Consider the following 25,990-nt stretch of genomic DNA (forward strand, 5'->3'; position numbering starts at 1 on the left):
AAGTGTAACGTTATTTTTATTCTTTATTCATGGATAATTTAGCAATGATTGCTTGATTTTCGCTTTTAACTTGATGAATAACAACCGAGATAGTGTCAGCCAGTTTATAGCAAGCTTCACCTTTAATTTTGATGATGCCTTCATCGGGTAATGGAATAATTTCTTCCTTGACTGAGTGAATCATTGAAAGAGGTACAAAAGCAAAAGCACCGATATCACATAAACGAACTCGAGCGCCACCACGATTAATATCGATAATTTCAGCAGAGTAACTTTCACCGATTTTATCTGACAAGTATTGAGCATAAAGGTTCTCCGCCATATCACGTTCAGCAAATCGTAATATTTTGCGTCTTTCATTCATGCTTTTTAATTGTTCTTTATCTGGTGGAGATAATTCTTGTGAACGGATATACGCTTTGATTAGTCGATGGTTGACCATATCACCGTATTTGCGTATTGGTGAAGTCCATGTTGCATAGGCGTCAAATCCTAAACCAAAATGCGGTTGTGGCTCAGTTGAAAAATCTGCAGGACTTTGGAACTTGCGGAGCTTTGTGGTTAAAAATGGATTATTGTCAATTACACGTCGCAACTTGACATAACCATCGAAAGATAAGAGTGAATCTTTATCAAACTCTGTAATCCCGTTGTCATTTAAAAAATTTATCACTTGTTCGATATATTTATGCTCAAAACCTGAATGAATATTAAAAATTCCAAAGCCAATTTTATGTTGTAATTGTAATGTTAAAGCTTGGTTTGCTAGAACCATGACCTCTTCAACAATTTGATTAGCAATCCGACGAGTTTCTTTAATGATTGATATAACCTGATGATTTTCATTAAGTTCAAAACGATAATCACCATTATCTTTAAAGACTAATGCATGGATTTGTCGCCATGTTATGCGGATTTTAGCTAAATCTGCTAACCAGCTAAGTTGTTGTTTAATGCTAGAGTTATTCGTTACTAATTCACCATCATTCTCTAAAAAATTAGAAACATTGGTATAAGATAGTTTCGCTTTTGATTCAATCCAAGCAGACATAAAGGTGATACTATCGGTAATAATATTGCCCGCTTTGTCAATACTCATTTTACATATCATTGCTGGGCGTTTTTGATTTGCTTTTAATGAACATAGTTCATTGGCAAGTTCTTTGGGCAGCATAGGAATATTAAAATCAGGCAAATAGGTTGTGAAATTTCTAATCTTGGCAATATGATCAAGCTTGCTATCTTGTAATACATAAGCAGTTGGGTCAGCAATGGCAACCATCAGTTGATAATGCCCCAGTTCATCTTTAGAAACCGCAATGGCATCATCCATATCTTCAGTATCTTCGCTATCGATAGTAAAAAAGTTAACATCAGTTAAATCTTGACGGTTATCAAGTTCAGCCTCGTTAATCGTTAATGTTTCGATTTGTGGAGCATGCGTTTCTAAATCGTAACGCGCTAACGTTTTTAGCCACAGTTGATAGGGGGAATTGTTTTCAGCAACAAAACGAATAACTTCAGCAAGAAAATGATTATTGTCTTCTTGCAAAGGGTGTGAAACAAGTGTTGCCACAACCCAGTCACCTTCTTTTAGTTTTTCGCTAACTTGTTTATTTATTTTGCAGCGAATGGCGAAATTTGCGGGCATATTTTCAGGATAAATTACCATTGCACGCTCTTGAAAACCTATTTTGCCAATAAATTTTTGCAATGCACCTTCAATTAATGATTCGGGCTCAAAAGATTCTTTATCGTTATGACTTATTACTGTCCCCGATACTTTATCACCATTACAGACTATTTTCATTTTAGCAATTGGGATGAAATAACTTTTTTTATTATCTACATCTAAAAAACCAAATCCTTTTTCATGAGATCTAACAATACCTTCAACGCGAGGAGTTTGTTTATGAAGTTCTTGTTTTAATTGTGCAAGTAGAGGGTTATTTTGAAACATATGGCTTAACACTAGTTAAAAAGTTAGTGTTAAATTCTATCATAGTTATGTCAATTGTGGTTATTGAATTAATCGGTGATGACGTTGAAAATAGACGTATAATAATGCCACTTAAAATTATTGGTCGAATTAAAGTATGAAATTAAATTATAAATTGCAGGGTGAGGGACAGCCGATTGTATTTTTACATGGCGTATTTGGTAGTTTAGATAATTTAAATATGCTTGCAAAAGCTTTTGCAAAGCATTATCAAACGGTGCAAGTTGATTTGCGTAACCATGGGCATTCACCTTGGTCTGATAAGATAAACTACCAAGCGATGGCCGAAGATGTGGCTGAACTTTGTTATGATTTACAATTAAAAGATATCATATTAATTGGTCACTCAATGGGTGGTAAGGTTGCTATGCACTTGTCACAGATGCTCTCAGATACTATCCAAAAAATGGTTGTTATTGATATTGCGCCTATAAAATATCACCGCTCAGGCAATGCCACTATTTTAAGAGTATTAATGTATTGCCTGACTAATCAAATTACCGATAAAAAACAGATCATCAATTTAATGGAACAAGCCGGTATTAATGCACCAACCATTCTTTTTTTATTAAAATCGTTTAAAAACGAAAAGTGGTTATTTAACATTCAAGCGATTAATTCGCAGTATGGTCATATTTGTGATTGGCAAAATATATCCCCTTGGTTAAAACCCACATTATTTATTCGTGGCGGCAACTCGTCTTATATTACCAATGAGGCATATGATGCTATTTTTGCGCAATTCCCGAATGCCAAAATCGAAGTGGTTGAAGGGGCTGGGCACAATGTTCATGCTGAAAAAACGCAGCAAGTTTTGCAACTTTTACATAACTGGTTAGAGGAATAAATGGTATTTAATCAGTAAATATTAGATTGAATTGCAAAATAATCGTTGCTGCTCAGCAACTTGTTTGTTAGGCGCATTAACCATTATAACAACCATTTTACACTGGGCATTATATGTTTTATTAGTGATCTTATAATGCCAACCAGAAGGGATAATTTCATTAGGGATATAAGGATAGCTATCAAGTAGTTGAAAAGCAATTTTATTAGCGCGCAAATAGTTTGCAAAGTAATGGTGTTTATTGAACAACGCTTGTTGGTAGTTAATAAATCCCAGCATAATAATTGAAAATAGTAGCGTTGCTATTATAACTTCAATCAAACTAAAGCCAGCTATATCTTTATTATTCACAATAAATAGCCTTTTTTTCTGGGCAATAATCGAGCCAATGGCCTTTTTTGACAATTAATCGATTATTGTCAAAATGTGCAAGTGTATATAAATAGAAATCTTCGTCTTTGGCTTCGCCACGAACTAATACATATTCATCGACTTTTAATAAAGACTGTTTTATGCAGGCTTTTAGTTGATAAGTTGGCTCGGTCATACAATGCCAATGGGCCTTAGGTGCTGGCCAATTTTGATTAATTGCCCACGCTAATGATGAGCTTGCCTGATTAAATCGCTGATAGTATTGGCTTTCCATTAATATCGCTTTTTGCCATGAAGTAATAAGCAAATTAAAACCAATTAATAGTACCAATCCCACGACCATTAAAGTAATCACCATTAAAATAGTGCTAAAACCATGCGAAACATCATGTTGTTTAAAATCGATTTTCATTTTTGATGATTTCGGTTATATGATATTTAATCTGTTTGTTTTTTCTTAATTCAGCAGTGACTGATAGACTTATGGCATTGGGTAGCTGTTTTATTGTAAAGTCGGTGATTTTAATTTCTTTTGAATCGAACAAGTTTTCCCATTTGCCGTCAACACAATCTATTGATCCTGTTCTATAAGCTATGTTGTTTTTTTTATAGCGATAAGTAAAAATATCAGACGCCATGGGGTTAAATTTGTCCCAGACCCAAGAATTGCGAATTTCACTATCATACCGAACAATAATGCATTGAGACTGTTTATCGATTTCAATCGCTTTAGCGGTCATTTTGTTTGGATTATTAGCAATAAAACCTGCTCGTTTGATGTCCTTCTTCATGCCAGCTAATCCAAGTTCGATAGCCTGTTGCAAACGTGTTTTTTGATAATATTGCATGATACTGGTTTGTAATTGAATGTAAAAAGAGGTCATGCCTATAAAAATTAGGCTGGATAATATCATGCTAATCAGCATTTCAAATAAGGAATATCCAGATGCTTTTAACATGGTGGTAAACCTGTTATATAGCTGTTTTCCGCACAGAATCGAATGCGTCCAAGTAAAGAAACAAAAATTCTGCTGGTACCTATTTTATTTTTTAATTGAAAAGACATTGTTTGCGCCATATTGCGACGTCCTAAGATAAAAGCATTTTTGTTGTTTGATAATTCACTAATTTCAACGGAATTATCTGGTTTCATAAAATAAAGCACGCCTTCACTGCACGAGCAGGGTTTTTCATCGTGAGTAATGGTAATGCACCAAGGTGATGTAAATTGGTGAATAATGTAATTTTCGTTTTTACTGGATGCTTTTATTTGAACTTCATATATAAAATAAGCTAATTGTTTGGTAGTGGATACCAATTCGTTGCGAAGTTGCTGTTCTTTCCAATGCCCTATGCCAATTGAGACCAAAATGGCACTAATACAAATGGTTATTAATAACTCCAGTAATGAAAATCCCCAATCTTGCATAATATTGTCTTTTTAATATTGTGATAGAGCTAGTGTAGCTTTGAATAAAATAATGGGGTACTTAGTAATCTTAATTTGTGACTTACTCTCCAAATAAATTGTATTTTTTTATTTTAAATAAAAAGCTTGATAAAAGGTTAATCCAAAATCATTTAGTTAGAAAGTTGTTTTTATTTGATTTCTTATTTGGTGTTTTTTGTTTTTTCGTAAGCGCTAATCATCATAATAATAAAGAACGGTGGGGAATGTGTAGATTTAGATGATCTTATTAAACCACTTAAAAAGCAAAGCGGATTATATTATACTGTTTATCCATTTATTATTTGCTAACGGATTTATAAGTTAAAGGAAACTTGAGATGCAACAATTACAAACTATTATTGAAGCAGCATTTGAACGTCGTGCTGAAATTACACCATCAAATGTAGATACGGTTACACGTGATGCGATTAACCAATGTATCGCCTTATTAGATAGCGGTAAAATGCGTGTCGCAGAAAAAATCAATGGCGATTGGGTGACTCACCAATGGTTGAAAAAAGCTGTTTTGCTCTCTTTCCGTATTAACGAAAACCAACTGATCGATGGCGGACCGACCAATTATTATGACAAAGTGCCATTAAAATTTGCTGAATATGATGAAGCAAGATTCCAACAAGAAGGTTTCCGTGTTGTTCCGTCAGCTATTGCGCGTAAAGGTGCCTATGTTGCTCGTAATACCGTATTAATGCCATCTTATGTCAATATTGGTGCTTATGTTGATGAGGGTACTATGGTTGATACATGGGTAACTGTTGGTTCTTGTGCACAAATTGGTAAAAATGTCCACCTATCGGGGGGAGTGGGTATTGGTGGTGTTTTAGAGCCATTACAAGCTAATCCAACCATCATTGAAGATAACTGTTTTATTGGTGCGCGTAGCGAAATTGTTGAAGGTGTGATTGTTGAAGAAGGTAGCGTCATTTCAATGGGCGTATTTATTGGTCAAAGCACTAAAATTTACGATAGAGCGACAGGCGAAGTGCATTATGGTCGTGTGCCTGCTGGTTCCGTTGTCGTTTCTGGTAATTTACCAACTAAAGATGGTAAATATAGTTTGTATTGTGCAGTCATTGTTAAAAAAGTAGATGCCAAAACGTTAGGTAAAGTGGGTATTAACGAATTACTTCGAACGATTGATTAATTGCAATCCATAAGTATAAATTTAAATGCTGCCTAAATTATTAGGCAGCAAATGCAACCCACTTGTCTTAGTAAATTTATTTATGTTTTATAACCATTAGAAGAGGAAAATTTATGCCTTCTTTTGATATCGTGTCAGAAATCCAAATGCCTGAAGTTAAAAATGGTGTTGAAAATGCAACTCGAGAGCTAACAACCCGTTGGGATTTTAAAAATGTTGAAGCATCGTTTGAATTAAATGAAAAAAATGAAACGATTAAAGCAACCAGCCAATCTGATTTCCAAGTGCAACAATTACTTGATATCCTACGTGATAAGTTAGCCAAACGTGGTATTGATGGTGGTGCACTTGAGATCCCTGAAGAAATGGAGCATAGCGGTAAACTTTATAGTGTTACGGTTAAACTTAAGCAGGGTATTGATAAAGAGTTAGCTAAAAAAATTGTAAAAGCGATCAAAGACAGCAAAATTAAAGTGCAAGCTCAAGTGCAAGGTGAACAAGTTCGAGTTACAGGTAAGTCACGCGATGATTTACAAGCAACGATGGCGTTAGTTAAAAATGGCGAATTTGGTCAACCGTTTCAGTTTACTAATTTTAGAGACTAATCATTATTGAATGGATATTGCCGCTAAATGTCGGCAATATTATCCCTTTAACAATTATAATTTATCTTTAATAAGAAGTTTCAGAAACATCTATATTTGGGTATGGGTGTTTACCGAACAACAGCTATGCTGCCTTAAATGTAAGTAGCGTAAAGAATGAGATTTTTTTTTATGAATACGTTATGCTATTTACTTGTCTATCCTCTTAATTATAACAATATTTATTATGATAAAAAAATTAGCGCTATTTTTATTTTTTCTTGTCTTTTCTGGGTACTTGTTTGCACAAAATCCTAATATCAAAATAAAAAAAGAAAAGGAAGTTCAAAACGTTAACGACATTAAGGATGTCAAAGATGCTAAAAACGTAAAGGATGAAAAGCAAGCCTTTATTGATAATCTATTATCAAAAATGACGCTCCAAGAAAAAGCGGGGCAATTACGTTTGATTAGCGTTGGCGGTGATCTAACATTAGATAAAGTGCTTGATCAAATCGAAGCAGGTGAAATTGGTGGTATTTTTAATACAGTTGTCGAACCTGATCTTTTTCAAATGCAAGAACGTGCTTTAAAATCTCCCAATAAAATCCCACTGTTTTTTGGCTTTGATATCATTCATGGTCATCGCACTGTATTTCCGATTAATTTAGGTATTGCATCAACTTGGGATCGTGGTGCGATAGCAAAAGCGGCTGAAGTGTCAGCTAACGAAGCGACTTCGGATGGATTAAATATCACTTGGGCTCCTATGGTTGATATTACACGCGATCCAAGATGGGGGCGAGTGTCAGAAGGATTTGGTGAAGATCCTTATTTAACATCAGAAGCTGGACGCATTTTTGTTCAAAAGATGCAAAAGCAATCGCTTGCCGATAAAAAATCATTGGTTACTGCTGTAAAACATTTTGCGCTTTATGGTGCGGTTGAAGGTGGGCGTGAATATAACAGTACCGATATGAGCGAACGTAAAATGTTTCAAGAATATCTTGTGCCTTATAAAGCGGCAATTGATAGCGGAAGTCGTGCAGTCATGGTTTCACTTGTGAGCGTTAATGGAATTCCTGCAACTGCTAATCATTGGTTATTAACCGAAGTGTTACGCAATCAGTGGCATTTTGATGGCGTTGTGGTCAGTGATCATGGTGCTATTCGTGAGCTGATTAATCATGGAGTGGCGAGTGATCCGAAAGATGCTGTTCGAGTTGCCATTAAAGCCGGCATTGATATGAGTATGAATGATGAATATTTCTTGCAATTTTTGCCTGAATTGGTTAAAGAAGGTGCTATTACAGAAGATGAAGTCAATCAAGCATGTCGCCGTATTTTGGAGCTTAAATATGATATGGGGTTATTTAGTGATCCTAATCGTAATTTAGACCCAAAATTAGATATTGATACAATGTTTGCTGATAATCGATTGCATCGTGAAGAAGCCCGTGATGTGGCACGCCGTAGTATTGTGCTATTAAAAAATGAAAATGGGATTTTACCTCTAGCTAAAAATAAGAAAATTGCGGTGATTGGTCCATTGGCTGATTCCAAACGTGATATTTTAGGCAGTTGGTCGGGTGCTGGACGCGCTAATTTGGCGGTAACGCCATTAGAAGGTATTAAAAGCGCAGTTAAGAATTCAAAATTGGTTAATTACGCCTTTGGTGCCAACCTTTCTGATGATGCAAATTTATATCGATTTTTAAATTTGTATGGCGAAACAGCTAAGTTTGATAATAGACCTGCGGATAAAATGATTGCTGAGGCGGTTAAAATAGCCAAAAAATCTGATGTTGTCATTGCGTTTGTTGGCGAGGCCGAAGGTATGGCTCATGAATCATCAAGCCGAACTGATCTTTCTTTACCTGCAAGTCAAAAACGCTTGCTTAAAGCGCTAAAAGCAACTGGTAAGCCTTTAGTTATTGCATTAATGAATGGTCGTCCATTAACGTTATCTGAAGAATATGCTCAAGCCGATGCTATGCTTGAAACTTGGTTTTTAGGCACTGAGGGTGGCAATGCCATTGCCGATGTGTTATTCGGTCAGTATAACCCATCTGGTAAGTTGCCAATGTCTTTTCCTGATAATGTCGGTCAAATCCCTGTTTATTACAGCCATTTAAACACAGGGCGTCCACATGGGACTGAAAATATGGGTAAATATACGACCTCGTATTTTGATAGTCCAAACGAACCGTTATTTCCATTCGGTTTTGGTTTAAGTTATACCGACTTTGCGATGGATTTTTCTTTATCTAGTACTGAAATGAACAAAGAGGGTGAAATTGTTGTTACAGTTAATGTTGAAAATATTGGCAACAAAGAAGGCATGCAAACGGTTCAACTCTATTTGCAAGATGTGACCGCATCAGTTAGTCGTCCCGTTAAGGAATTGATTGGTTTTGAAAATATTACCTTAAAACCGCAATCAAAAGGCCAAGTAAAATTTGTTATTAACTATGATATGTTAAAATTTTGGAATGACAAAATGCAGTACGTTGCAGAACCAGGTAAATTTAATGTGTTTATAGGTAGTGATTCTACCACCCAAGATAAGCAAATGTTTACTTTGCTTGATAAATAAATTTCTTATTTCCCGTCGACTTTTGTCGACGGTTGTGTTTCTGTGGTCATTATTATGTTTGAATTTGATCTTGTCCGACAGTTTCTGCAACAAATGTCTGTTTATTTAGTGATTGCTTAGGAACTCTCGTGCTACTCATTCTGTTTTTGGTGATGAAGATGGAATTATATGTAATATGACAATAAAATATATAACCGAAGTGAAAAAAGAAAAAATTACCGATGAGTCTAATCATAATTGGAAAGTCATAGGCATTGAACCTTAATACTCATTATTCGTTAATTTATAATTATAAATAATCAGCTAATAAGTAAATCGGCTGATTTTACATAGGATAATTACTATGCAAAATGATATTACTTTTTATCAACGTTTTAAGTCTGATATTTTAGCTGGTTTAAAAGTTATTACTATTCGTGATAAAAAAGAGTCACATTTTAAAGTAGGTGATAAGCTTCGTGTTGGCACTTTTGAAACTAACGAGTATTTTTGTACTATAAAAATAATCAGCGTTACCCCCATTACGCTTGAACAGTTAACGGAAGAACACGCAAAACAAGAGAACATGACGTTAAGCGATCTGAAAAAGGTGATTTGTGATATTTATCCGCATGAAGATCATTTTTTTGTGATTCGTTTTTTGCTGTTGTAGTCATAAAAATACGTGTTTTGAACACGTATTTTTATTCTTGATAAGAGCACAATAGCATTAATTCAATGTCATTATCTATTCAAGGGCTGTACGTTTAAGATTAAACCGTCAACAGAGATAACTTCAACATGTTGACCGACGTTAAGATCTTGATCGCATCTTGCTGACCATGTTCCGTCTTTGATTTTTACACGGCCAGAACCATTAACAATAGCATCAGTGACAACCGTTTTAATACCAATCAAATCTTGTTGTGGTTGATTAATTTCGCCTTTAGGTGATTTATCTTTTCCTTGTTTTTTAAGCCAAAGCCACCAAAGGTAAGCAGATGCAAGGGTTAGTATTGCAAATAAAATCCATAAAATTGGCCAAGAAAGCGGTAAAACACAAGCAATTAAACCTACAATAATGGCTGCAATCCCACTCCAAAGTCCGTATCCACCAGTGCCTAGTAGTTCAGCAATTAGCAAAATTCCACCTAAAGCGATAAACACCCAATGAGGGGAGCTATAAAAAGCCATAAAAAAATCAGTCATCATCAATTACCTTTAAAATCCATTCAGTAAAAATCTTAAACATAGCGTTTATAGATTTTGTCAAAAAGTTTCAGGAAACACTATGTTTAAGTATAAAATTTGATTTTTTATTTTGTGTTTTTAATTAATTCAGCAATACCGCCAATGCTGCCCATTAAACTTGACGCATCAAGTGGCATCATAATCACTTTACTGTTATCAGATGAGCCAATTTGTTGTAGCGCTTCAGTGTATTTTTGCGCAACAAAATAGTTAATCGCATTAATATTACCCGCAGCAATAGCATCAGATACCATTTGAGTTGCTCTTGCTTCTGCTTCGGCAGCCCGTTCGCGCGCTTCTGCTTGTAAAAATGCAGCTTGTTTTTCACCTTCAGCTTTTAATATTTCAGATTGTTTTTCACCTTCTGAACGTAAAATTGCGGCTTGGCGAACACCTTCCGCCTCAAGAATTTCAGCACGTTTATTACGTTCAGCTTTCATTTGCGCATTCATTGCAGCAATTAATTCTGCTGGTGGGCGAACGTCTCGAATTTCGATACGCGTAATTTTAATTCCCCATGGGCTTGTTGCATCATCGACAATATTTAGCAACTTTGAGTTAATATGATCACGTTGTGATAACATTTCATCCAATTCCATGCTACCCAAAACAGTACGGATATTAGTCATCATTAAATTAATCACAGCACGCTCTAGTTGATTTACTTGATATGCCGCTCTTGCTGCTTCTTGTACTTGAATAAAACACACCGCATCAATTTGCACATTAGCATTATCTTTTGAAATGACTTCTTGTGATGGAATATCAAGTACCTGTTCCATCATATTAATCTTACGGCCAACACCGTCCATAAATGGAATAATAATATTTAGACCAGGTTCAAGCGTATGCGTATATTTACCAAAACGCTCAATGGTATATTGGTAACCTTGAGGAACAATCGTAATGCCTTTTAAGACAGTAATTAAAGCAAGTAAGACAATAACACCAATGACGATATAAAATACAGGCATAGTTTAATATCCTTATAAATATTTATAATGAAAATGTTTAGTTATTCTAAGCATAATTTCAATATTTGACTAGTTATAATTGATTTTTATAATAAAAATTATGATTATCTATTTCAGTAGGGGCCTATCTTCTTTTCAATTTAATTTGTTAGAGAATCACGAATTATTGCTTCTTAAATGCGTGAATGCAAATTTGATAATTATTTATACAATATTTTCTTGACAATAAACTAATGAACTAGTTTAATAGTACATAATTTGTGTTAAGCATATAAAAAATAATGAAACGACAATACGTTCTAACTTACATTTGTCAAACCACTGTTTTTGGTTGGTGGCACATTACTTTTGGCGGGTGATGTGATGACGTATTGTCTTTTCTTATAAACCCGCTTAGTGCGGGTTTTTTGTTTCCAGCAGGTCAAAGAATCGGTATGAATAAAAATTAAATATAGATAGAGAGCCAACAATGAACAAGCCAACATTAACGCAGCTAACCAAAACCATCGGGTATTATCCAGATCCGACTCAGGTGTTTTATCAATTATGTGATAGCAAACCGGCAACATTGTTGCTTGAATCAGCCGAAATTGATAATAAGCAGGGAATTAAAAGTGTCATGATTGTCGATAGTGCGTTACGCATTTCGGCAATAAATAATGAAGTCACGTTTACAGCATTGACCGCAAATGGTGAAAAGCTATTACCTTTATTGCAACAGTCTTTTTTAGACAAGCCAGTGAATGTACAAGTGGATGAACAAATACTTAAATTGGTTTTTCCGGCTATTGATAGCCTGCAAGATGAAGATTCGCGATTAAAGTCACTCTCAGTCTTTGATGCATTACGCACATTGTTAACTATTGTGAATATTCCTAAGCAATGCGGTCAAGATGCGGTTTTTGTTGGCGGGCTATTTTGTTATGACCTTGTTGCTGGTTTTGAAAATCTGCCTATTTTATCTTCCGATCGGCGGTGCCAAGATTTCTGTTTTTATTTGGCTGAAACCTTATTAGAAATAAATCATAAAGATCATGTGTCAATTTTAAAAGCAACAGCCTTTACATCAGATGAGCTAGAATTTGAACGCTTGACACGAAGATTAGCCGAGTTAGAGGCAACTTTAAATCAACCTATGAAAGCTATCCAAATGCAGTCGCTAGAAAATATCAAGGTCACTTGTGATAGAAGTGATGATGATTTCAATACGATTGTCAAAAAGATGCAAGATGCGATTCAGCAGGGGGAAATTTTTCAAGCGGTACCGTCAAGGCGTTTTGCGTTACCTTGTCCTAATCCGTTATCGGCTTATCGGGTATTAAAAAACAATAATCCAAGTCCTTATATGTTTTATATGCAAGATAGTGATTTTGTGTTATTTGGCGCATCGCCTGAAAGTGCACTTAAATACACTAAAGCAACCAATCAAGTTGAAATCTACCCCATTGCGGGCACTCGTCCACGTGGATTAACCGCCAATGGCGAAATTGATTTTGATTTAGATAGCCGCTTAGAGCTTGAAATGCGTACCGATAAAAAAGAATTGGCAGAGCACTTAATGTTAGTGGATTTAGCGCGTAACGATTTAGCCCGTATTTGTAAACCCGGTACTCGTTACACCAAAGAGTTATTAAAAGTCGATCGTTACTCGTTTGTGATGCATTTGGTTTCACGTGTGGTGGGGCAGTTACGTCTTGATTTAGATGCACTGCATGCTTATCAAGCTACTATGAATATGGGTACATTAACTGGTGCACCCAAGGTTCGTGCGATGCAATTAATTGCCGAATCGGAAAAAGTTAAACGGGGTAGCTATGGTGGCGCTGTTGGTTATTTTACCGCGAATGGTGATTTGGATACCTGTATTGTCATTCGTAGTGCTTATGTTGAAGATGGCATAGCAACAGTACAAGCAGGAGGGGGAGTGGTGTTAGATTCTGATCCACAATCCGAATCCGATGAATCACGCAATAAAGCACGAGCCGTAGTTAGAGCTATCATGGCAGCACATAATGTAGAGGGTGTATTTTAATGGCTAATATCCTATTTATCGATAATATTGATTCCTTTACTTACAACTTGGTTGATCAATTACGTAATAGCAAGCATTGTGTAACTATTTATCGAAATACCATACCTGTTGATGTAATTATTGAAAAACTGTCACAAATGCAAAATCCTATTTTAATGTTATCGCCCGGTCCTGGCGCACCGAGCGAGGCTGGCTCTATGCCTGAATTGCTCAAACGCTTAAAAGGAAAATTACCTATTATTGGTATTTGCCTTGGTCATCAAGCCATTGTTGAATCCTACGGTGGAACAATTGTACCAGCCGGCGATATTTTGCATGGTAAAGCCTCGTTGATTGAACATGATGAACAAGCGATGTTTAAAGGATTACCGAATCCGCTACCAGTTGCGCGTTATCACTCTTTAAAAGGCGAAAACATCCCGAAAATACTCACTATTAATGCGCTTTGCAATAATATTGTCATGGCAGTGCGTAATGATGAAGATCGCGTTTGTGGGTTTCAATTTCATCCCGAATCAATTCTAACCATTCAAGGGGTAAAACTATTAGAGCAAACAATTGCGTGGGCACTGAATCCACCAGACAAAAAAGAACAACCAAAACAAGAAGCTATTGTTGACAAGCAAGAGTACAATATTCAACCTATTGTTAATAAATTATATTTAGGGCAAGTCCTTACACAAGAGGAAAGTAAAATACTGTTTAGTTTAATTATTCAAGGTAAGATTGAACCAACAGTATTGGCTACCGCAATTATTAGTATGAAAGTTCGAGGTGAAAAACCGGATGAGATTGCTGGTGCTGCTCAAGCTTTACTTGAAAATGCTGACGCTTTTGACATTCCCGATTATGATTTTACCGATATTGTTGGCACCGGTGGCGATGGCACCAATAGCATTAATATCTCAACTGCCAGCGCCTTTGTGGCTGCAGCATTGGGTTATAAAGTGGCCAAACATGGTAATCGTGGTGTATCGAGTAAGTCAGGTTCTTCGGATGTGCTTTCTGCGTTAGGCATTAAATTAAATATGTCGGCACAAGCTTCTCGTCAAGCATTAGATGAGCTTGGCGTGTGTTTTTTGTTTGCGCAGCAATATCATTCAGGCTTCCGTCATGCGGCGTCAGTTCGTCAGCAGTTAAAAACACGCACTATTTTTAATGTCCTTGGACCGTTGATTAATCCATCTCGGCCTAAACGTATTTTGCTTGGCGTGTATCATCTAGATTTAATCAAGCCGATTGCCGAAACATTACAAATGCTTAACTATCAACATGCTTATGTGGTGCATGGTGCAGGCATGGATGAAGTCGCCATTCATGGCAAAACTCACGTTGCTGAAGTGAAAAATGGCGGAATCCGTTATTTTACGCTTACACCGGACGATTTTGGGTTACCAACATTTAGCTTAAAAGATATTGAAGGCGGTACACCTGAGCAGAATCGTGATATGTTAATTGCTATTTTACAAGGTCACGGAAAGCCAGCACACCAATCAGCAATTGCCGCTAATGTTGCAATGTTAATGAGCTTGTTTGGCGAGTCAAATTTAAAACAAAATGCACAAAGGGCAATAGCTATGATGCGCAGTGGTAAAGCTTATGCGCTATTAAAACAATTAGCAGCAAGATAACAAAAGGAGAACAACATGGCAATTGCAGCCTTAGCAAAAAATGTTGAAATGGCAACCGTATTAAAAAAGATCATTGAAGATAAACAAATTTGGTTAACTGAGCAGCAGACAGCAAAGCCACTTGCACTGTTCAAATCAGTAATAACACCCAGTGATCGCCATTTTTATCAAGCGCTAAATCAACCTAAAACTGTCTTTATTTTAGAGTGTAAAAAAGCATCACCGTCAAAAGGATTAATCCGGGATGACTTTAATCCCGCTAGTATTGCTAAGGTTTATAAAAATTATGCTTCGGCTATTTCGGTGCTGACTGACGAAAAATATTTTCAAGGTAGTTTTGAATTTTTGCCAATCGTTCGCAATGAAGTGACACAACCGGTACTTTGTAAGGATTTTATTATCGATGAGTATCAGATCTATTTAGCCCGTTATTATCAAGCAGACGCAGTACTATTAATGCTATCTGTTTTGACGGATGATGAATATCGTCATCTAAGCAACATTGCTCATCAGCTCAATATGGGCATATTGACAGAAGCCAGTACTGAAAGCGAAGTTGAAAGAGCCATTCAACTGGGTGCAAAAGTAATCGGTATTAATAATCGTAACTTAAGGGATCTGACGGTTGATCTAAATCGGGTAAAAACCTTATCTAAGTCAATTCCTGGCGATCGCATTATTATTAGTGAATCAGGTATTTATACGCATAGTCAGGTTAAAGATCTCAGTCATTACGCTAACGGGTTTTTAATTGGCAGTGCGTTAATGTCAGCACCCAATTTGACGTTGGCAATTCGCAAAGTGATGTTAGGTGAAAATAAAGTTTGTGGCTTAACACGTACTGAAGATGCAATCAATGCTTATCAAGCCGGTGCTGTCTATGGTGGTTTGATTTTTGTGACAAACTCAGCACGTTATATTCAGCCAATTAAAGCACGATCAGTGATTGCCTCAGCACCGCTGAATTGGGTTGGTGTTTTTCGAAATGAAGAAATTGAAATCGTATGCCAAATAGCAAAACAGTTATCTTTATATGCCGTCCAACTACATGGTGATGAAGATGAAAACTACATCGGAACATTACGACAAGAATTACCCGAAAATTGCCAAATTTGGAAAGCATTAAGTATTGGAAGCAACATCCCCAAACATGATAATCCATTAGTTTCACGTTACCTATTTGATAATGGGGCCGGTGGCACAGGTAAATGTTTTGATTGGACAATGCTTGCTGATCACAATTTAAATAATGTCATGTTAGCTGGTGGTATTAATCCACAAAATATAAAGGCAGCTTTAGCGACGGGTGTGGTGGGGGTTGATCTTAATTCAGGAGTTGAAGTTTCACCAGGAATTAAAGATAAACAAAAAATCCAAGCTGCATTTGAACAAATTTAATTTTTAATTTAAAAAAGGAATGGTAATGTCTAAATTAAATCCTTACTTTGGCGAATTTGGTGGGCAATATGTCCCCCAAATATTAATGCCGGTACTTGAGCAACTCGAGGACGCCTTTATTTCGGCAATCAATGATCCTAACTTTCAAAAAGAATTTAACGATTTATTAGTCAACTATGCTGGCAGGCCAACCGCATTAACTTTATGTAAAAATCTCACTGCAGGTACGAAAACCAAGCTTTATTTAAAACGAGAAGATTTGGTACACGGAGGCGCACATAAAACGAACCAAGTTTTAGGACAAGCCTTACTTGCAAAAAGAATGGGGAAAACCGAAATTATTGCTGAAACAGGGGCAGGGCAACATGGAGTTGCATCAGCTTTAGCGTGTGCATTACTGGGTTTAAAATGCCGAATTTATATGGGTGCGAAAGATGTTAAGCGTCAGGCACCGAATGTGTTTAGAATGCGACTCATGGGGGCTACTGTGATCCCTGTGGAAACAGGTTCAGCGACGTTAAAAGATGCGTGCAACGAGGCATTACGTGATTGGTCTGGGAGTTATGAAAAAGCCCATTATATGCTTGGTACAGCAGCGGGCCCGCACCCTTTTCCAACCATTGTGCGTGAATTTCAGCAAATGATCAGCCGTGAGGCAAAACAGCAAATTCTTGCGAAAGAAGGGCGCTTGCCAGATGCGGTGATTGCTTGTGTTGGCGGTGGTTCAAATGCTATTGGTATGTTTGCTAATTTCATTGATGATAAATCGGTTAGATTAATCGGTGTTGAGCCCGGTGGTCATGGTATCGAATCTGGTGAACATGGTGCTTCGCTTAAACATGGTCAATTAGGGATTTATTTTGGTATGAAATCGCCAATGATGCAAACAGATGAAGGGCAAATTGAAGAATCATATTCGATATCAGCAGGACTTGATTTTCCATCAGTTGGGCCACAGCATGCGTATTTAGATAGTATTGGTCGCGCCAATTATGTGTCCATTACCGATGATGAAGCGCTTGATGCCTTTAAAGCCTTATCGCGACATGAGGGCATTATCCCTGCGCTAGAATCATCACATGCATTAGCCTATGCCATGAAAATGATTAAAGAAAACCCCAATAAAGAACAGCTATTAATCGTTAATCTATCGGGGCGTGGCGATAAAGATATTTTCACCGTTTATGATATTTTAAAAGCAAAAGGAGAAGTCGAATGAACCGTTATCAAGAACTGTTTGCCACATTAACAGCTGAAAAACGTGGCGCTTTTGTTCCTTTTGTACCAGTTGGCGATCCAACGCCAGAACAGTCGTTTAAAATCATCCAAACTTTGATTGAGTCGGGCGCCGATGCGTTAGAGTTAGGCATTCCATTTTCAGACCCGATGGCCGATGGTCCAACCATCCAAAATGCCAATATTCGTGCATTCAAAGGTGGAATAACCGTTGAAAAGTGTTTTGAGATTCTAACTAATGTGAGAGCGCAATATGCTAATATCCCAATAGGGTTACTTATTTATGCAAATTTAGTTTTCAAAAATGGTATCGACAATTTTTATGCCAAGTGTGCCAAAGCGGGAGTCGATTCGGTATTGATTGCCGATTTACCTGTTGAATATGCAAAAGAATTTACAAAGTCTGCTGGAAAATACAATATAGCGCCAATTTTTATTTGTCCACCTAATGCTGATGATGAAGTCATTAAAAATATTGCTAAGCATGGTAAAGGTTATACCTATTTGGTCTCACGTGCAGGTGTTACTGGTGCTGAAAATCGCGCGAATAAACCACTTACTCATTTGTTAAAAAAATTAATTGCGTTTGGAGCGCCTCCGGCTTTACAAGGGTTTGGTATTTCCGAGCCAACTCAAGTTAGCGAAGCGATTAAATCAGGTGCGGCAGGGGCAATTAGCGGATCAGCAACGGTTAAAATTATTGAGAAAAACCTTGATAATCCTGAGCAAATGATTAACCAATTAGCCAATTTTGTCCAAATAATGAAAAAAGCAACTAGCAAGTAATTGATCGCAAAAAGTAATGGGCGCAATGATTGACTTGAAAAACGAATTATTGTGCCAATATTAGTTAATCAGTTATGTTTAATTTAATTGGTGTGCACATTAAAATTGACGTGTAGCATATTTTTAATAACTTTAAGTTTATTGATAAAACCATGTGATTTGCGGTTGCATTTTATTGAAAATGCCGTATAATTCTCATCCATCTATCGCGGGGTGGAGCAGCTTGGTAGCTCGTCGGGCTCATAACCCGAAGGTCGTTGGTTCAAATCCAGCCCCCGCAACCACTTAAATTTTCATTCATAAACCAATCTATCCTGTTATTGTCTGAAAGTTCGGATAAAGTGGCTTCATTATAGTTAGTTTTTGAATGTAAGCCTCGCATGTCGAGGTTTTTTTTCGTGTAGTGATTTAAGCGTAAGTTTAAAAAGAATGTTGGGCTTTATGCCCTTTTTTATTTTCTGCTGTGGAGGTTTGTTTGGCTAATATAGAACAGCAATTGACTGATATCATTCAAGAGCCAGTGAATGCACTAGGTTTTGAGTTAGTTGGCGTTGAATACATTCGTGGCCGTTATCCCGTGTTACGAGTTTATATTGATAGTGAAAATGGTATAACTGTTGATGATTGTGCTGATGTAAGCCGCCAAATCAGTGCGGTGCTTGATGTCGAAGACCCTATCAAAGATGCTTACAATCTTGAAGTTTCATCGCCTGGCATGGATAGGCCTTTGTTTACGCTTGAACACTATCAACGTTTTATTGGTGAAGAAGTCGCAATTAGTTTACGTATTCCTGTTGCTAACCGGCGCAAGTGGAAAGGGCGAATTAAGTCTATCGATAGTGAGATGATTACATTAACTGTGGATGATAGTGATGAAGTGTTTGCTTTTAGTAATATCCAAAAAGCGAATATAGTACCTAATTTTAACCTTAAATAGAGTACGGGTATAAAGGATGAATAAAGAAATTTTAGCTGTTGTTGAAGCGGTATCAAACGAAAAAGCGCTTACGCGCGATAAAATTTTCGAAGCATTAGAAACCGCATTAGCAACGGCCACTAAAAAGAAACATGCTGTTGATATTGATGTTATAGTAAAAATTGACCATAAAACAGGGGATTATGACACTTTCCGCCGTTGGCTTGTTGTTGATGAAGTTACGCAACCAACTAAAGAAATGACATTAGACGCTGCACAATACGAAGACTCATCAGTACAACTTGGCGATTACGTTGAAGAGCAAATTGAATCCGTTGCTTTTGACCGTATAACCACACAAACGGCAAAACAAGTTATCGTACAAAAGGTACGGGAAGCTGAGCGTGCAATGATCATTGACATGTTTAGAAGTCGTATTGGTGATATTGTGACAGGTATTGTCAAAAAAACCAATCGTGACAGCGTGATTCTTGACTTAGGTAACAATGCGGATGCCATGATGTCACGCCATGATATGCTGCCGCGCGAAAACTTCCGCATTGGCGATCGCGTTCGCGGTATTTTATATCTAGTTGAACAAAACAATAAACCTGCACAACTTTGTATTAGCCGGTCAAATCCTGAAATGATGGAAGAACTATTCCGCATTGAAGTGCCCGAAATTGGCGAAGAGATGATTGATATCAAAGGTGTGGCTCGTGATCCGGGTTCACGTGCTAAAATCGCCGTTAGCAGTAATGACCGTCGTATTGATCCTGTTGGTGCATGTGTTGGTATGCGAGGTGCGCGTGTACAAGCCGTATCGAATGAATTTGGTGGTGAGCGTATTGATATTGTTTTATGGGATGATAATCCTGCTCAATATGTGATTAATGCCATGGCGCCAGCCGATGTTGTTTCCATCGTTGTTGATGAAGATAAACATACTATGGATGTTGCAGTCAATGCCGAAACCTTACCACAAGCTATTGGTCGAAACGGTCAAAATATCCGTTTAGCATCACAACTTACTGGTTGGACATTAAATGTGATGAGTACCGAAGATTTGCAAGAAAAACACCATGCAGAATCTTTTGCGGCAATCAATAATCTAATTAAACATCTTGATATTGATGAAGGACTTGCACAGTTATTAGTTGAAGAAGGCTTTACCTCACTTGAGGAACTTGCCTATGTGCCAGTTGACGAATTACTTGAAATTGAAGAACTGGATGAAGATTTGGTTCAAGCTTTAAGAAGTCGAGCAAAAGATGCATTAACCACAATGGCTCTAGCAAATAGTGGCGATAAACAACCTGCTCAAGATTTACTTGATTTGCCAGGTATGACACAAGAGTTAGCCTATCAATTTGTGCAACATGACATCATTACTTTGGAAGATTTAGCTGAACAAGGTACCGAGGATCTAAACGATATTGAAGGCTTAACAAGCGAACAAGCTGGCGATTTTATTATGGCTGCACGTAATATTTGTTGGTTTGCAGATGAATAATTGAGGAAAAGTAATACATGACCAAAGTATCAATCGAAACACTGGCTCAAGAGATAAACACTCCAGTGCAAACACTTTTGCAACAGTTTGCCGATGCAGGTATGAAGAAAACCGCATCTGATACTGTTACACAAAAGGAAAAAGAAGCTTTGCTTGCTCACTTAAAACCTCAGCAAGGCCCAACAAAGTTAACATTGCAACGTAAAACGCACTCAACCTTGAATGTGTCAAGCGGTGGTGGCAAAAGCAAAGAAATTAAAGTAGAAGTTCGTAAAAAACGAACTTTTGTTAAACGTGATCCAGCCGAAATTGCTGCTGAACAAGAAAAAGCACGCCTTGAAGCAGAGCAAAAAGCGAAAGAAGAAGCCGAATTAAAAGCGCGTAAAGAAGCTGAAGAACAAGAAAAGAAAGAGGCGCAAGAAGTCAAAAAACGTGCTCAAGAAGAAAAAGCGAAAGCAGCGCAAGAACATTCAGCGAATCCTAAAGTGAAAAAAGCGCAAGAGGAAAAAGCACGATTAGAAGCTGAAGCGAACGAAATTAAACGTAAAGCTGAAGAAGAAAGTCGCCGAAAATTAGAGGAAGATGCTAAACGTATGGCTGAGGAAGCGCGTAAACTAGCAGAACAATATAATGAGGCTGATGATAGTGATCATACCGAAGATGAAGATTATCATGTGACAACCTCTAAATATGCGAGAGCCGCAGAAGACGATACCGATCGTGAAGTTGAAAGTGCGCGAGGGCGAGGTCGTAGTGGTAAACAGACTAAGCAGAAAAAAGGCAGCAAACTATCGGAAGGCAAAGCAGAACGAGAAGAAGCTCGGGCTGCGACACGTGGTGGTCATAAAAAGAAAGGTAAAAGTACCTTACAACAGGGCTTTAATAAACCTGTACAAGCAGTTAACCGCGATGTGGTTATTGGCGAGACTATTACTGTTGCCGAATTGGCTAATAAAATGGCGGTAAAAGGTTCTGAAGTCATCAAAACCATGATGAAAATGGGCGCAATGGCAACTATTAATCAGGTTATCGATCAAGAAACAGCGCAACTTGTTGCTGAAGAGATGGGGCATAAAGTGGTGCTTCGCCGTGAAAATGAGCTAGAAGAATCTCTTATGAGCGATCGTGATACTGGTGCTGAAAAAGTTGCACGCGCGCCAGTTGTCACCATTATGGGGCACGTTGACCATGGTAAAACCTCATTACTTGATTATATTCGTAAAGCAAAAGTGGCTTCTGGTGAAGCGGGTGGAATTACACAACATATCGGTGCTTATCATGTGAAGACTCCAAGTGGAGAAATAACTTTCTTAGATACCCCTGGTCATGCAGCATTTACTTCTATGCGTGCACGTGGTGCTAAAGCAACTGATATTGTAGTACTTGTTGTTGCAGCGGATGATGGCGTAATGCCACAAACCATTGAAGCGATTCAACATGCTAAAGCGGCAAATGTGCCAATGGTGGTTGCAGTAAACAAAATTGATAAACCCGAAGCGGATCCTGAGCGCGTAAAAGGTGAACTTGCGCAATATGGCGTAATGTCAGAGGACTGGGGCGGCGATACTCAGTTTGTTCATGTGTCTGCTAAAGCAGGTACTGGTATTGATCAACTACTTGAAGCCATCTTACTACAAGCTGAAGTGCTTGAATTAACTGCATACGAAACAGGTATGGCAAGTGGTGTTGTGATTGAATCATTCCTTGATAAAGGTCGTGGTTCTGTGGCAACGGTACTAGTTCAATCAGGAACTTTACGTAAAGGCGATATCGTTCTTTGTGGATTTGAATATGGGCGAATTCGGGCAATGCGTAATGAACTAGGCAAAGAAGTGACAGAAGCGGGTCCTTCTATACCAGTTGAGATCCTTGGTTTATCGGGTGTGCCATCAGCAGGTGACGAAGCCACCGTTGTGCGTGATGAAAAGAAAGCACGTGAAGTTGCCCTTTATCGACAAGGTAAATTCCGTGATGTGAAATTAGCACGTCAACAAAAAGCGAAACTTGAAAACATGTTTACCAATATGACAGAAGGCGATGTTTCTGAGCTTAATATTGTATTAAAAGCAGATGTTCAAGGTTCTACTGAAGCGATCTCTGATTCATTACTTAAACTATCAACTGATGAAGTTAAAGTTAAAATTATCGGATCAGGTGTGGGTGGTATCACTGAAACCGATGCATCACTGGCTGCAGCATCAAATGCGATTATTTTAGGCTTTAATGTTCGTGCCGATGCGTCAGCGCGTAAAGTAATTGAATCAGAAAACTTAGATCTTCGTTACTATTCAGTAATTTATGATCTGATTGACGAAGTTAAACAAGCCATGAGCGGTATGCTTGCACCAGAATACAAACAAGAAATTATTGGTCTTGCTGAAGTGCGTGATGTATTTAAATCACCTAAATTTGGTGCAATTGCCGGTTGTATGGTAACCGAAGGTGTGGTTAAACGTCACAACCCAATTCGTGTTCTACGTGATAACGTGGTTATCTATGAAGGTGAACTCGAATCATTACGTCGCTTTAAAGATGATGTTAACGAAGTGCGTAACGGAACCGAATGTGGTATTGGTGTGCGTAACTACAACGATGTTCGTGTTGGCGATACGATTGAAGTCTTTGAAACTATCGAAATCAAACGTACGATCTAATTACAACGTATTAATGTTATAAGCAAGGTTTAGCCTTGCTTATTCATTTTTTAAGGAAAATAGATATGGCAAAAGCATTTAATCGTTCATCTCGAGTTGGGCATGAATTACAAAAAGAAATTGCAATTATCTTACAACGAGAAATCAAAGATCCTCGTCTTGGCATGGTAACCGTTTCGGGCGTTGATATCTCGCGCGATCTTTCGTATGCCAAGGTTTTTGTGACTTTTTTAAATGACGATGATCCACAAGTGATTGAACAAGGTTTAGCGGTACTTAATGACGCTAAAGGCTATATTCGCACTTTGATTGGCAAAGCGATGCGTTTGCGAATCATTCCTGAGATCAAATTCTTTTACGATGAGTCGCTTGTTAAAGGTATGCAAATGTCGAGCTTGGTGGCGGATGTTATCAAGCATGATAACGAGCATCATAAAGATTAATATTAAAAAAATAGTCCTGAATTTTGTCAAAAAGTTTCAGGTAACTATACGTTTCAGTATAAAATAAATGATGAATATAAAAAGAACTCGCCGTGATCTTCACGGCGTTTTGTTACTAGACAAACCACAAGGTATGACATCCAACGATGCGCTGCAAAAAGTGAAATGGCTATTTAATGCTAAAAAAGCCGGGCACACAGGGGCACTTGATCCATTAGCGACAGGTATGCTACCTATCTGTTTTGGTGAAGCGACCAAATTTTCACAGTATTTATTGGATTCAGACAAACGTTATCGAGTGATCGCCAAACTTGGTGAACGTACAGATACCTCAGATGCGGATGGGCAAATTATTTGTACCAAACCTGTTAAAGTAAACGAATCGCAAATTAACCAAGCTTTAACGCATTTTCGAGGTGATATTTTACAAGTACCGACCATGTTTTCGGCTTTAAAATATCAAGGTAAACCACTTTACGAATATGCCCGCCAAGGTATTGTCATTGAACGTGAAGCGAGACCTATTACCGTTTACGAAAATCAATTTATCCAATTTGATGCCATAAAGAACGAATTAACGCTAGAAATACACTGCTCTAAAGGCACCTATATTCGAACTATTATTGATGATTTAGGCGAATTACTGGGTTGTGGGGCACATGTTATTTATTTAAGGCGTTTGCAAGTATCTAATTATCCGATTGATAAAATGATCCGTTTAGATGCATTACAAAATAGGTCTGAAAAGGATGAACTGTTAATGCCTGTTGATAGCCCATTACAAGGTCGTCCAAAAATAACGCTGACTAATGCACAAGGTAAAGATATATTGTTAGGAAGAACCATTGAACTTGAAAATTCCACACATGCTGAAACCTTGGTGCGAATTTATCAAGGTCAGCAATTTATTGGCGCCGGTGTGATGCAAAGTAACAAATTATCGCCAAAACGCTTAATATCAACCTTGTAATGAATTAGGTATTTTTATTAAATGCTAAATTTAATTTTCAACAGTAACTAAAAAGCCAACGATAAATTAAATTTAGCGACAGGAAAACACCGAGTTGTTTAGAATTCAAGATTAAAATGATCTTCTCAAAACGCATAAGGTATTTTCAACGCAATTGTGTCATGCGGTTTAATCTAATTATAAAAGTGAACAAACCGCTTAAGCTTTTGCTTTTTATCTTTTGAATCCTCGAATATTTAATTTATTGGAATTACTCGCCTTGTTTAAAATAATTTGAAAAACTACAGTAATAAATATACATAAAAAAACAAAACTGACGCCTTTTTAGATTATATTTTTAACAAGAAATAATCAAAGGTAAAAAGTGTGTTAAGGAAAATATCATAGCATGAATAAATAAGGCAAAGAAAGTTACAATTGACTGGTGCATAAAGCAAAAATAAAGCATTCTGATAATGAATAATATAAGAACCGAATTAAGACGAAAGAATCGCTTGAAAAAGCAAAAAATAAAAAGGTCTTAACCGAAGAGCAGTAACCAAAAACCTATATTTGTTTTGTATATCGCATGCAGCGATAGCTATTTTTAGTTTAATTTATTTTGAGTCGAAATAACTGAACATTTAGTAACAGAGTTGGTCATTATGGAAAGTAGTTGATATGTTCTTTATTTATGATGCGTAACGTCAGTTCGGTGATAGCAATAATTAATGCTGAGCGTATCATTTGTTGATAGCGGTTTTGGTACATGGAAGATTTTAAAGTATCGACAATGCCAGATTGTTTGGCTTTTTCGTGTTGCGATTCCCAGCTTGGTGGTAATACCATATCATGTAATAAACTAATAGGGCCTAAAATTTCATCATCTAAATAAGTATATTGCCTGTCATCTTGTTCTAGCTCGTCCAAAATAGCAATTAGCAATTCTATATCTTCGTAATCTTCCCGAGAAATAATCCCCAACACATAAAGCAGTTTTAAGCAAACAGAAGTATCATTGAGTGGTCCATTTTTACCAACTAATGAAGGGATGACAAATTTAATGGCGTGAGGTTCTTTTCGAAAGACTTTAAGAATTAATGTGTTGACATTATCATTGATTAATTTTATGGCAACGGTGAGCAAGCTGTGAATATCAGCTTGCTGATTGAGTTTTTCTAATATCGTATCTTCTTGTAATATCGATTCTGGCATTAG

23 protein-coding genes, 1 tRNA gene and 1 other annotated feature are annotated in these 25,990 nt (G+C 37.2%); of the genes, 16 read left to right on the plus strand and 8 right to left on the minus strand.

Translation table 11 applies throughout. The features are described 5' to 3' along the window. Positions 1 to 16: 16 nt before the first annotated feature. Positions 17 to 1,960, minus strand: a complete 1,944-nt coding sequence (locus tag A9G24_RS05365; protein ID WP_065638114.1) for an exoribonuclease II — start codon at positions 1,958 to 1,960, stop codon at positions 17 to 19. A 136-nt stretch (positions 1,961 to 2,096) separates the two neighbouring features. Here A9G24_RS05365 and A9G24_RS05370 point away from each other — a divergent pair, with 136 nt between their 5' ends. Further along, the gene (locus tag A9G24_RS05370; RefSeq protein WP_065638115.1) at positions 2,097 to 2,846 is read left to right on the plus strand and encodes an alpha/beta fold hydrolase; all 750 of its coding nucleotides are present in this window, start codon (positions 2,097 to 2,099) and stop codon (positions 2,844 to 2,846) included. A 21-nt stretch (positions 2,847 to 2,867) separates the two neighbouring features. Here the strand turns inward: A9G24_RS05370 and A9G24_RS05375 are convergent, their stop codons facing one another. The 4 genes from A9G24_RS05375 to A9G24_RS05390 are packed head-to-tail and all read right to left on the minus strand — an operon-like array spanning position 2,868 to position 4,647. After that, a complete protein-coding gene (locus A9G24_RS05375; RefSeq protein WP_065638116.1) occupies positions 2,868 to 3,197 on the minus strand; it encodes a type IV pilus modification PilV family protein in 330 nt (109 codons plus the stop codon). Then, on the minus strand, positions 3,190 to 3,630 hold the full coding sequence (locus A9G24_RS05380; RefSeq protein WP_065638117.1) for a DUF2509 family protein: 441 nt from the start codon (positions 3,628 to 3,630) through the stop codon (positions 3,190 to 3,192). The genes A9G24_RS05375 and A9G24_RS05380 overlap by 8 nt, the downstream gene beginning before the upstream one ends. Then, complete coding sequence (locus tag A9G24_RS05385; protein WP_065638118.1) at positions 3,614 to 4,177, minus strand: prepilin peptidase-dependent protein; 564 nt, start codon at positions 4,175 to 4,177, stop codon at positions 3,614 to 3,616. The genes A9G24_RS05380 and A9G24_RS05385 overlap by 17 nt, the downstream gene beginning before the upstream one ends. Then, positions 4,171 to 4,647: a prepilin-type N-terminal cleavage/methylation domain-containing protein gene (locus A9G24_RS05390; RefSeq protein ID WP_065638119.1), complete on the minus strand. Its 477-nt coding sequence runs from the start codon at positions 4,645 to 4,647 to the stop codon at positions 4,171 to 4,173. Before A9G24_RS05390 ends, A9G24_RS05385 begins: the two co-directional genes overlap by 7 nt. Positions 4,648 to 5,005: 358 nt before the next feature. Here A9G24_RS05390 and dapD point away from each other — a divergent pair, with 358 nt between their 5' ends. The 4 genes from dapD to yqfB all read left to right on the plus strand — a co-directional run bounded on the left by dapD (position 5,006) and on the right by yqfB (position 9,662). Beyond that, complete coding sequence (gene dapD, locus A9G24_RS05395; protein WP_065638120.1) at positions 5,006 to 5,830, plus strand: 2,3,4,5-tetrahydropyridine-2,6-dicarboxylate N-succinyltransferase; 825 nt, start codon at positions 5,006 to 5,008, stop codon at positions 5,828 to 5,830. 113 nt (positions 5,831 to 5,943) lie between these two features. Next, complete coding sequence (locus A9G24_RS05400) at positions 5,944 to 6,435, plus strand: YajQ family cyclic di-GMP-binding protein (protein WP_065586546.1); 492 nt, start codon at positions 5,944 to 5,946, stop codon at positions 6,433 to 6,435. Positions 6,436 to 6,661: 226 nt separating this feature from the next. Beyond that, positions 6,662 to 9,010 (plus strand): beta-glucosidase BglX, encoded by a 2,349-nt coding sequence (gene bglX / locus A9G24_RS05405; protein ID WP_081303091.1) that lies wholly within the window; start codon positions 6,662 to 6,664, stop codon positions 9,008 to 9,010. A gap of 343 nt (positions 9,011 to 9,353) precedes the next feature. Next, on the plus strand, positions 9,354 to 9,662 hold the full coding sequence (gene yqfB / locus A9G24_RS05410; protein ID WP_065638121.1) for a N(4)-acetylcytidine aminohydrolase: 309 nt from the start codon (positions 9,354 to 9,356) through the stop codon (positions 9,660 to 9,662). Positions 9,663 to 9,733: 71 nt separating this feature from the next. Here the strand turns inward: yqfB and A9G24_RS05415 are convergent, their stop codons facing one another. After that, positions 9,734 to 10,201, minus strand: a complete 468-nt coding sequence (locus A9G24_RS05415) for an NfeD family protein (RefSeq protein ID WP_065638122.1) — start codon at positions 10,199 to 10,201, stop codon at positions 9,734 to 9,736. A 104-nt stretch (positions 10,202 to 10,305) separates the two neighbouring features. After that, positions 10,306 to 11,214, minus strand: a complete 909-nt coding sequence (locus A9G24_RS05420) for an SPFH domain-containing protein (RefSeq protein ID WP_065638123.1) — start codon at positions 11,212 to 11,214, stop codon at positions 10,306 to 10,308. A gap of 326 nt (positions 11,215 to 11,540) precedes the next feature. Further along, positions 11,541 to 11,626 (plus strand) — a sequence feature (Trp leader region). Positions 11,627 to 11,683: 57 nt separating this feature from the next. Between A9G24_RS05420 and A9G24_RS05425 the strand changes: the two genes are divergently transcribed. From A9G24_RS05425 to truB, 11 genes are all read left to right on the plus strand, one after another. After that, positions 11,684 to 13,246, plus strand: a complete 1,563-nt coding sequence (locus A9G24_RS05425; protein WP_065638124.1) for an anthranilate synthase component 1 — start codon at positions 11,684 to 11,686, stop codon at positions 13,244 to 13,246. Then, positions 13,246 to 14,877 carry a bifunctional anthranilate synthase glutamate amidotransferase component TrpG/anthranilate phosphoribosyltransferase TrpD gene (gene trpD / locus A9G24_RS05430; protein ID WP_065638125.1) on the plus strand — a complete coding sequence of 544 codons (1,632 nt, stop codon included), beginning with the start codon at positions 13,246 to 13,248 and terminating at the stop codon, positions 14,875 to 14,877. Before A9G24_RS05425 ends, trpD begins: the two co-directional genes overlap by 1 nt. 15 nt (positions 14,878 to 14,892) lie before the next feature. Then, entirely contained in the window at positions 14,893 to 16,275 is a 1,383-nt protein-coding gene (gene trpCF, locus A9G24_RS05435; RefSeq protein ID WP_065638126.1) for a bifunctional indole-3-glycerol-phosphate synthase TrpC/phosphoribosylanthranilate isomerase TrpF, read from the plus strand. A 25-nt stretch (positions 16,276 to 16,300) separates the two neighbouring features. Beyond that, positions 16,301 to 17,494 (plus strand): tryptophan synthase subunit beta, encoded by a 1,194-nt coding sequence (gene trpB / locus A9G24_RS05440; protein WP_065638127.1) that lies wholly within the window; start codon positions 16,301 to 16,303, stop codon positions 17,492 to 17,494. Beyond that, on the plus strand, positions 17,491 to 18,297 hold the full coding sequence (gene trpA, locus A9G24_RS05445) for a tryptophan synthase subunit alpha (RefSeq protein ID WP_065638128.1): 807 nt from the start codon (positions 17,491 to 17,493) through the stop codon (positions 18,295 to 18,297). Before trpB ends, trpA begins: the two co-directional genes overlap by 4 nt. 207 nt (positions 18,298 to 18,504) lie before the next feature. Beyond that, a tRNA-Met gene (locus tag A9G24_RS05450) sits at positions 18,505 to 18,581 on the plus strand. Positions 18,582 to 18,772: 191 nt separating this feature from the next. Then, positions 18,773 to 19,234, plus strand: coding sequence for a ribosome maturation factor RimP (gene rimP, locus A9G24_RS05455; protein WP_065638129.1), 462 nt, complete (start codon positions 18,773 to 18,775; stop codon positions 19,232 to 19,234). A 16-nt stretch (positions 19,235 to 19,250) separates the two neighbouring features. Beyond that, on the plus strand, positions 19,251 to 20,726 hold the full coding sequence (gene nusA, locus A9G24_RS05460; RefSeq protein WP_065638130.1) for a transcription termination factor NusA: 1,476 nt from the start codon (positions 19,251 to 19,253) through the stop codon (positions 20,724 to 20,726). 17 nt (positions 20,727 to 20,743) lie between these two features. Further along, positions 20,744 to 23,380, plus strand: a complete 2,637-nt coding sequence (gene infB / locus A9G24_RS05465) for a translation initiation factor IF-2 (protein ID WP_065638131.1) — start codon at positions 20,744 to 20,746, stop codon at positions 23,378 to 23,380. A 65-nt stretch (positions 23,381 to 23,445) separates the two neighbouring features. After that, positions 23,446 to 23,823, plus strand: coding sequence for a 30S ribosome-binding factor RbfA (gene rbfA / locus A9G24_RS05470; protein ID WP_065638132.1), 378 nt, complete (start codon positions 23,446 to 23,448; stop codon positions 23,821 to 23,823). A gap of 67 nt (positions 23,824 to 23,890) precedes the next feature. Beyond that, positions 23,891 to 24,793: a tRNA pseudouridine(55) synthase TruB gene (gene truB, locus A9G24_RS05475; protein WP_065638133.1), complete on the plus strand. Its 903-nt coding sequence runs from the start codon at positions 23,891 to 23,893 to the stop codon at positions 24,791 to 24,793. Positions 24,794 to 25,435: 642 nt separating this feature from the next. Here truB and A9G24_RS05480 read toward each other — a convergent pair. Continuing rightward, positions 25,436 to 25,987, minus strand: coding sequence for an MltR family transcriptional regulator (locus A9G24_RS05480; protein WP_065638134.1), 552 nt, complete (start codon positions 25,985 to 25,987; stop codon positions 25,436 to 25,438). Positions 25,988 to 25,990 lie beyond the last annotated feature (3 nt).

The organism is Gilliamella sp. App6-5 (assembly GCF_001690525.1).
In the GTDB taxonomy this organism is placed as follows: Bacteria; Pseudomonadota; Gammaproteobacteria; order Enterobacterales; family Orbaceae; genus Gilliamella; species Gilliamella apicola_H.

What these genes read in the sequence shown, in the direction of transcription:
- infB (WP_065638131.1), top strand. Translation starts at nt 20,744, where the DNA reads ATGACCAAAGTATCAATCGAAACACTGGCTCAAGAGATAAACACTCCA.
- trpB (WP_065638127.1), top strand. Translation starts at nt 16,301, where the DNA reads ATGTCTAAATTAAATCCTTACTTTGGCGAATTTGGTGGGCAATATGTC.
- truB (WP_065638133.1), top strand. Translation starts at nt 23,891, where the DNA reads ATGATGAATATAAAAAGAACTCGCCGTGATCTTCACGGCGTTTTGTTA.
- A9G24_RS05380 (WP_065638117.1), bottom strand. Translation starts at nt 3,630, where the DNA reads ATGAAAATCGATTTTAAACAACATGATGTTTCGCATGGTTTTAGCACT.
- A9G24_RS05425 (WP_065638124.1), top strand. Translation starts at nt 11,684, where the DNA reads ATGAACAAGCCAACATTAACGCAGCTAACCAAAACCATCGGGTATTAT.
- A9G24_RS05370 (WP_065638115.1), top strand. Translation starts at nt 2,097, where the DNA reads ATGAAATTAAATTATAAATTGCAGGGTGAGGGACAGCCGATTGTATTT.
- trpCF (WP_065638126.1), top strand. Translation starts at nt 14,893, where the DNA reads ATGGCAATTGCAGCCTTAGCAAAAAATGTTGAAATGGCAACCGTATTA.
- dapD (WP_065638120.1), top strand. Translation starts at nt 5,006, where the DNA reads ATGCAACAATTACAAACTATTATTGAAGCAGCATTTGAACGTCGTGCT.
- A9G24_RS05390 (WP_065638119.1), bottom strand. Translation starts at nt 4,647, where the DNA reads ATGCAAGATTGGGGATTTTCATTACTGGAGTTATTAATAACCATTTGT.
- rbfA (WP_065638132.1), top strand. Translation starts at nt 23,446, where the DNA reads ATGGCAAAAGCATTTAATCGTTCATCTCGAGTTGGGCATGAATTACAA.
- A9G24_RS05415 (WP_065638122.1), bottom strand. Translation starts at nt 10,201, where the DNA reads ATGATGACTGATTTTTTTATGGCTTTTTATAGCTCCCCTCATTGGGTG.
- nusA (WP_065638130.1), top strand. Translation starts at nt 19,251, where the DNA reads ATGAATAAAGAAATTTTAGCTGTTGTTGAAGCGGTATCAAACGAAAAA.
- A9G24_RS05385 (WP_065638118.1), bottom strand. Translation starts at nt 4,177, where the DNA reads ATGTTAAAAGCATCTGGATATTCCTTATTTGAAATGCTGATTAGCATG.
- A9G24_RS05420 (WP_065638123.1), bottom strand. Translation starts at nt 11,214, where the DNA reads ATGCCTGTATTTTATATCGTCATTGGTGTTATTGTCTTACTTGCTTTA.
- yqfB (WP_065638121.1), top strand. Translation starts at nt 9,354, where the DNA reads ATGCAAAATGATATTACTTTTTATCAACGTTTTAAGTCTGATATTTTA.
- A9G24_RS05400 (WP_065586546.1), top strand. Translation starts at nt 5,944, where the DNA reads ATGCCTTCTTTTGATATCGTGTCAGAAATCCAAATGCCTGAAGTTAAA.
- bglX (WP_081303091.1), top strand. Translation starts at nt 6,662, where the DNA reads ATGATAAAAAAATTAGCGCTATTTTTATTTTTTCTTGTCTTTTCTGGG.
- A9G24_RS05365 (WP_065638114.1), bottom strand. Translation starts at nt 1,960, where the DNA reads ATGTTTCAAAATAACCCTCTACTTGCACAATTAAAACAAGAACTTCAT.
- trpA (WP_065638128.1), top strand. Translation starts at nt 17,491, where the DNA reads ATGAACCGTTATCAAGAACTGTTTGCCACATTAACAGCTGAAAAACGT.
- A9G24_RS05480 (WP_065638134.1), bottom strand. Translation starts at nt 25,987, where the DNA reads ATGCCAGAATCGATATTACAAGAAGATACGATATTAGAAAAACTCAAT.
- trpD (WP_065638125.1), top strand. Translation starts at nt 13,246, where the DNA reads ATGGCTAATATCCTATTTATCGATAATATTGATTCCTTTACTTACAAC.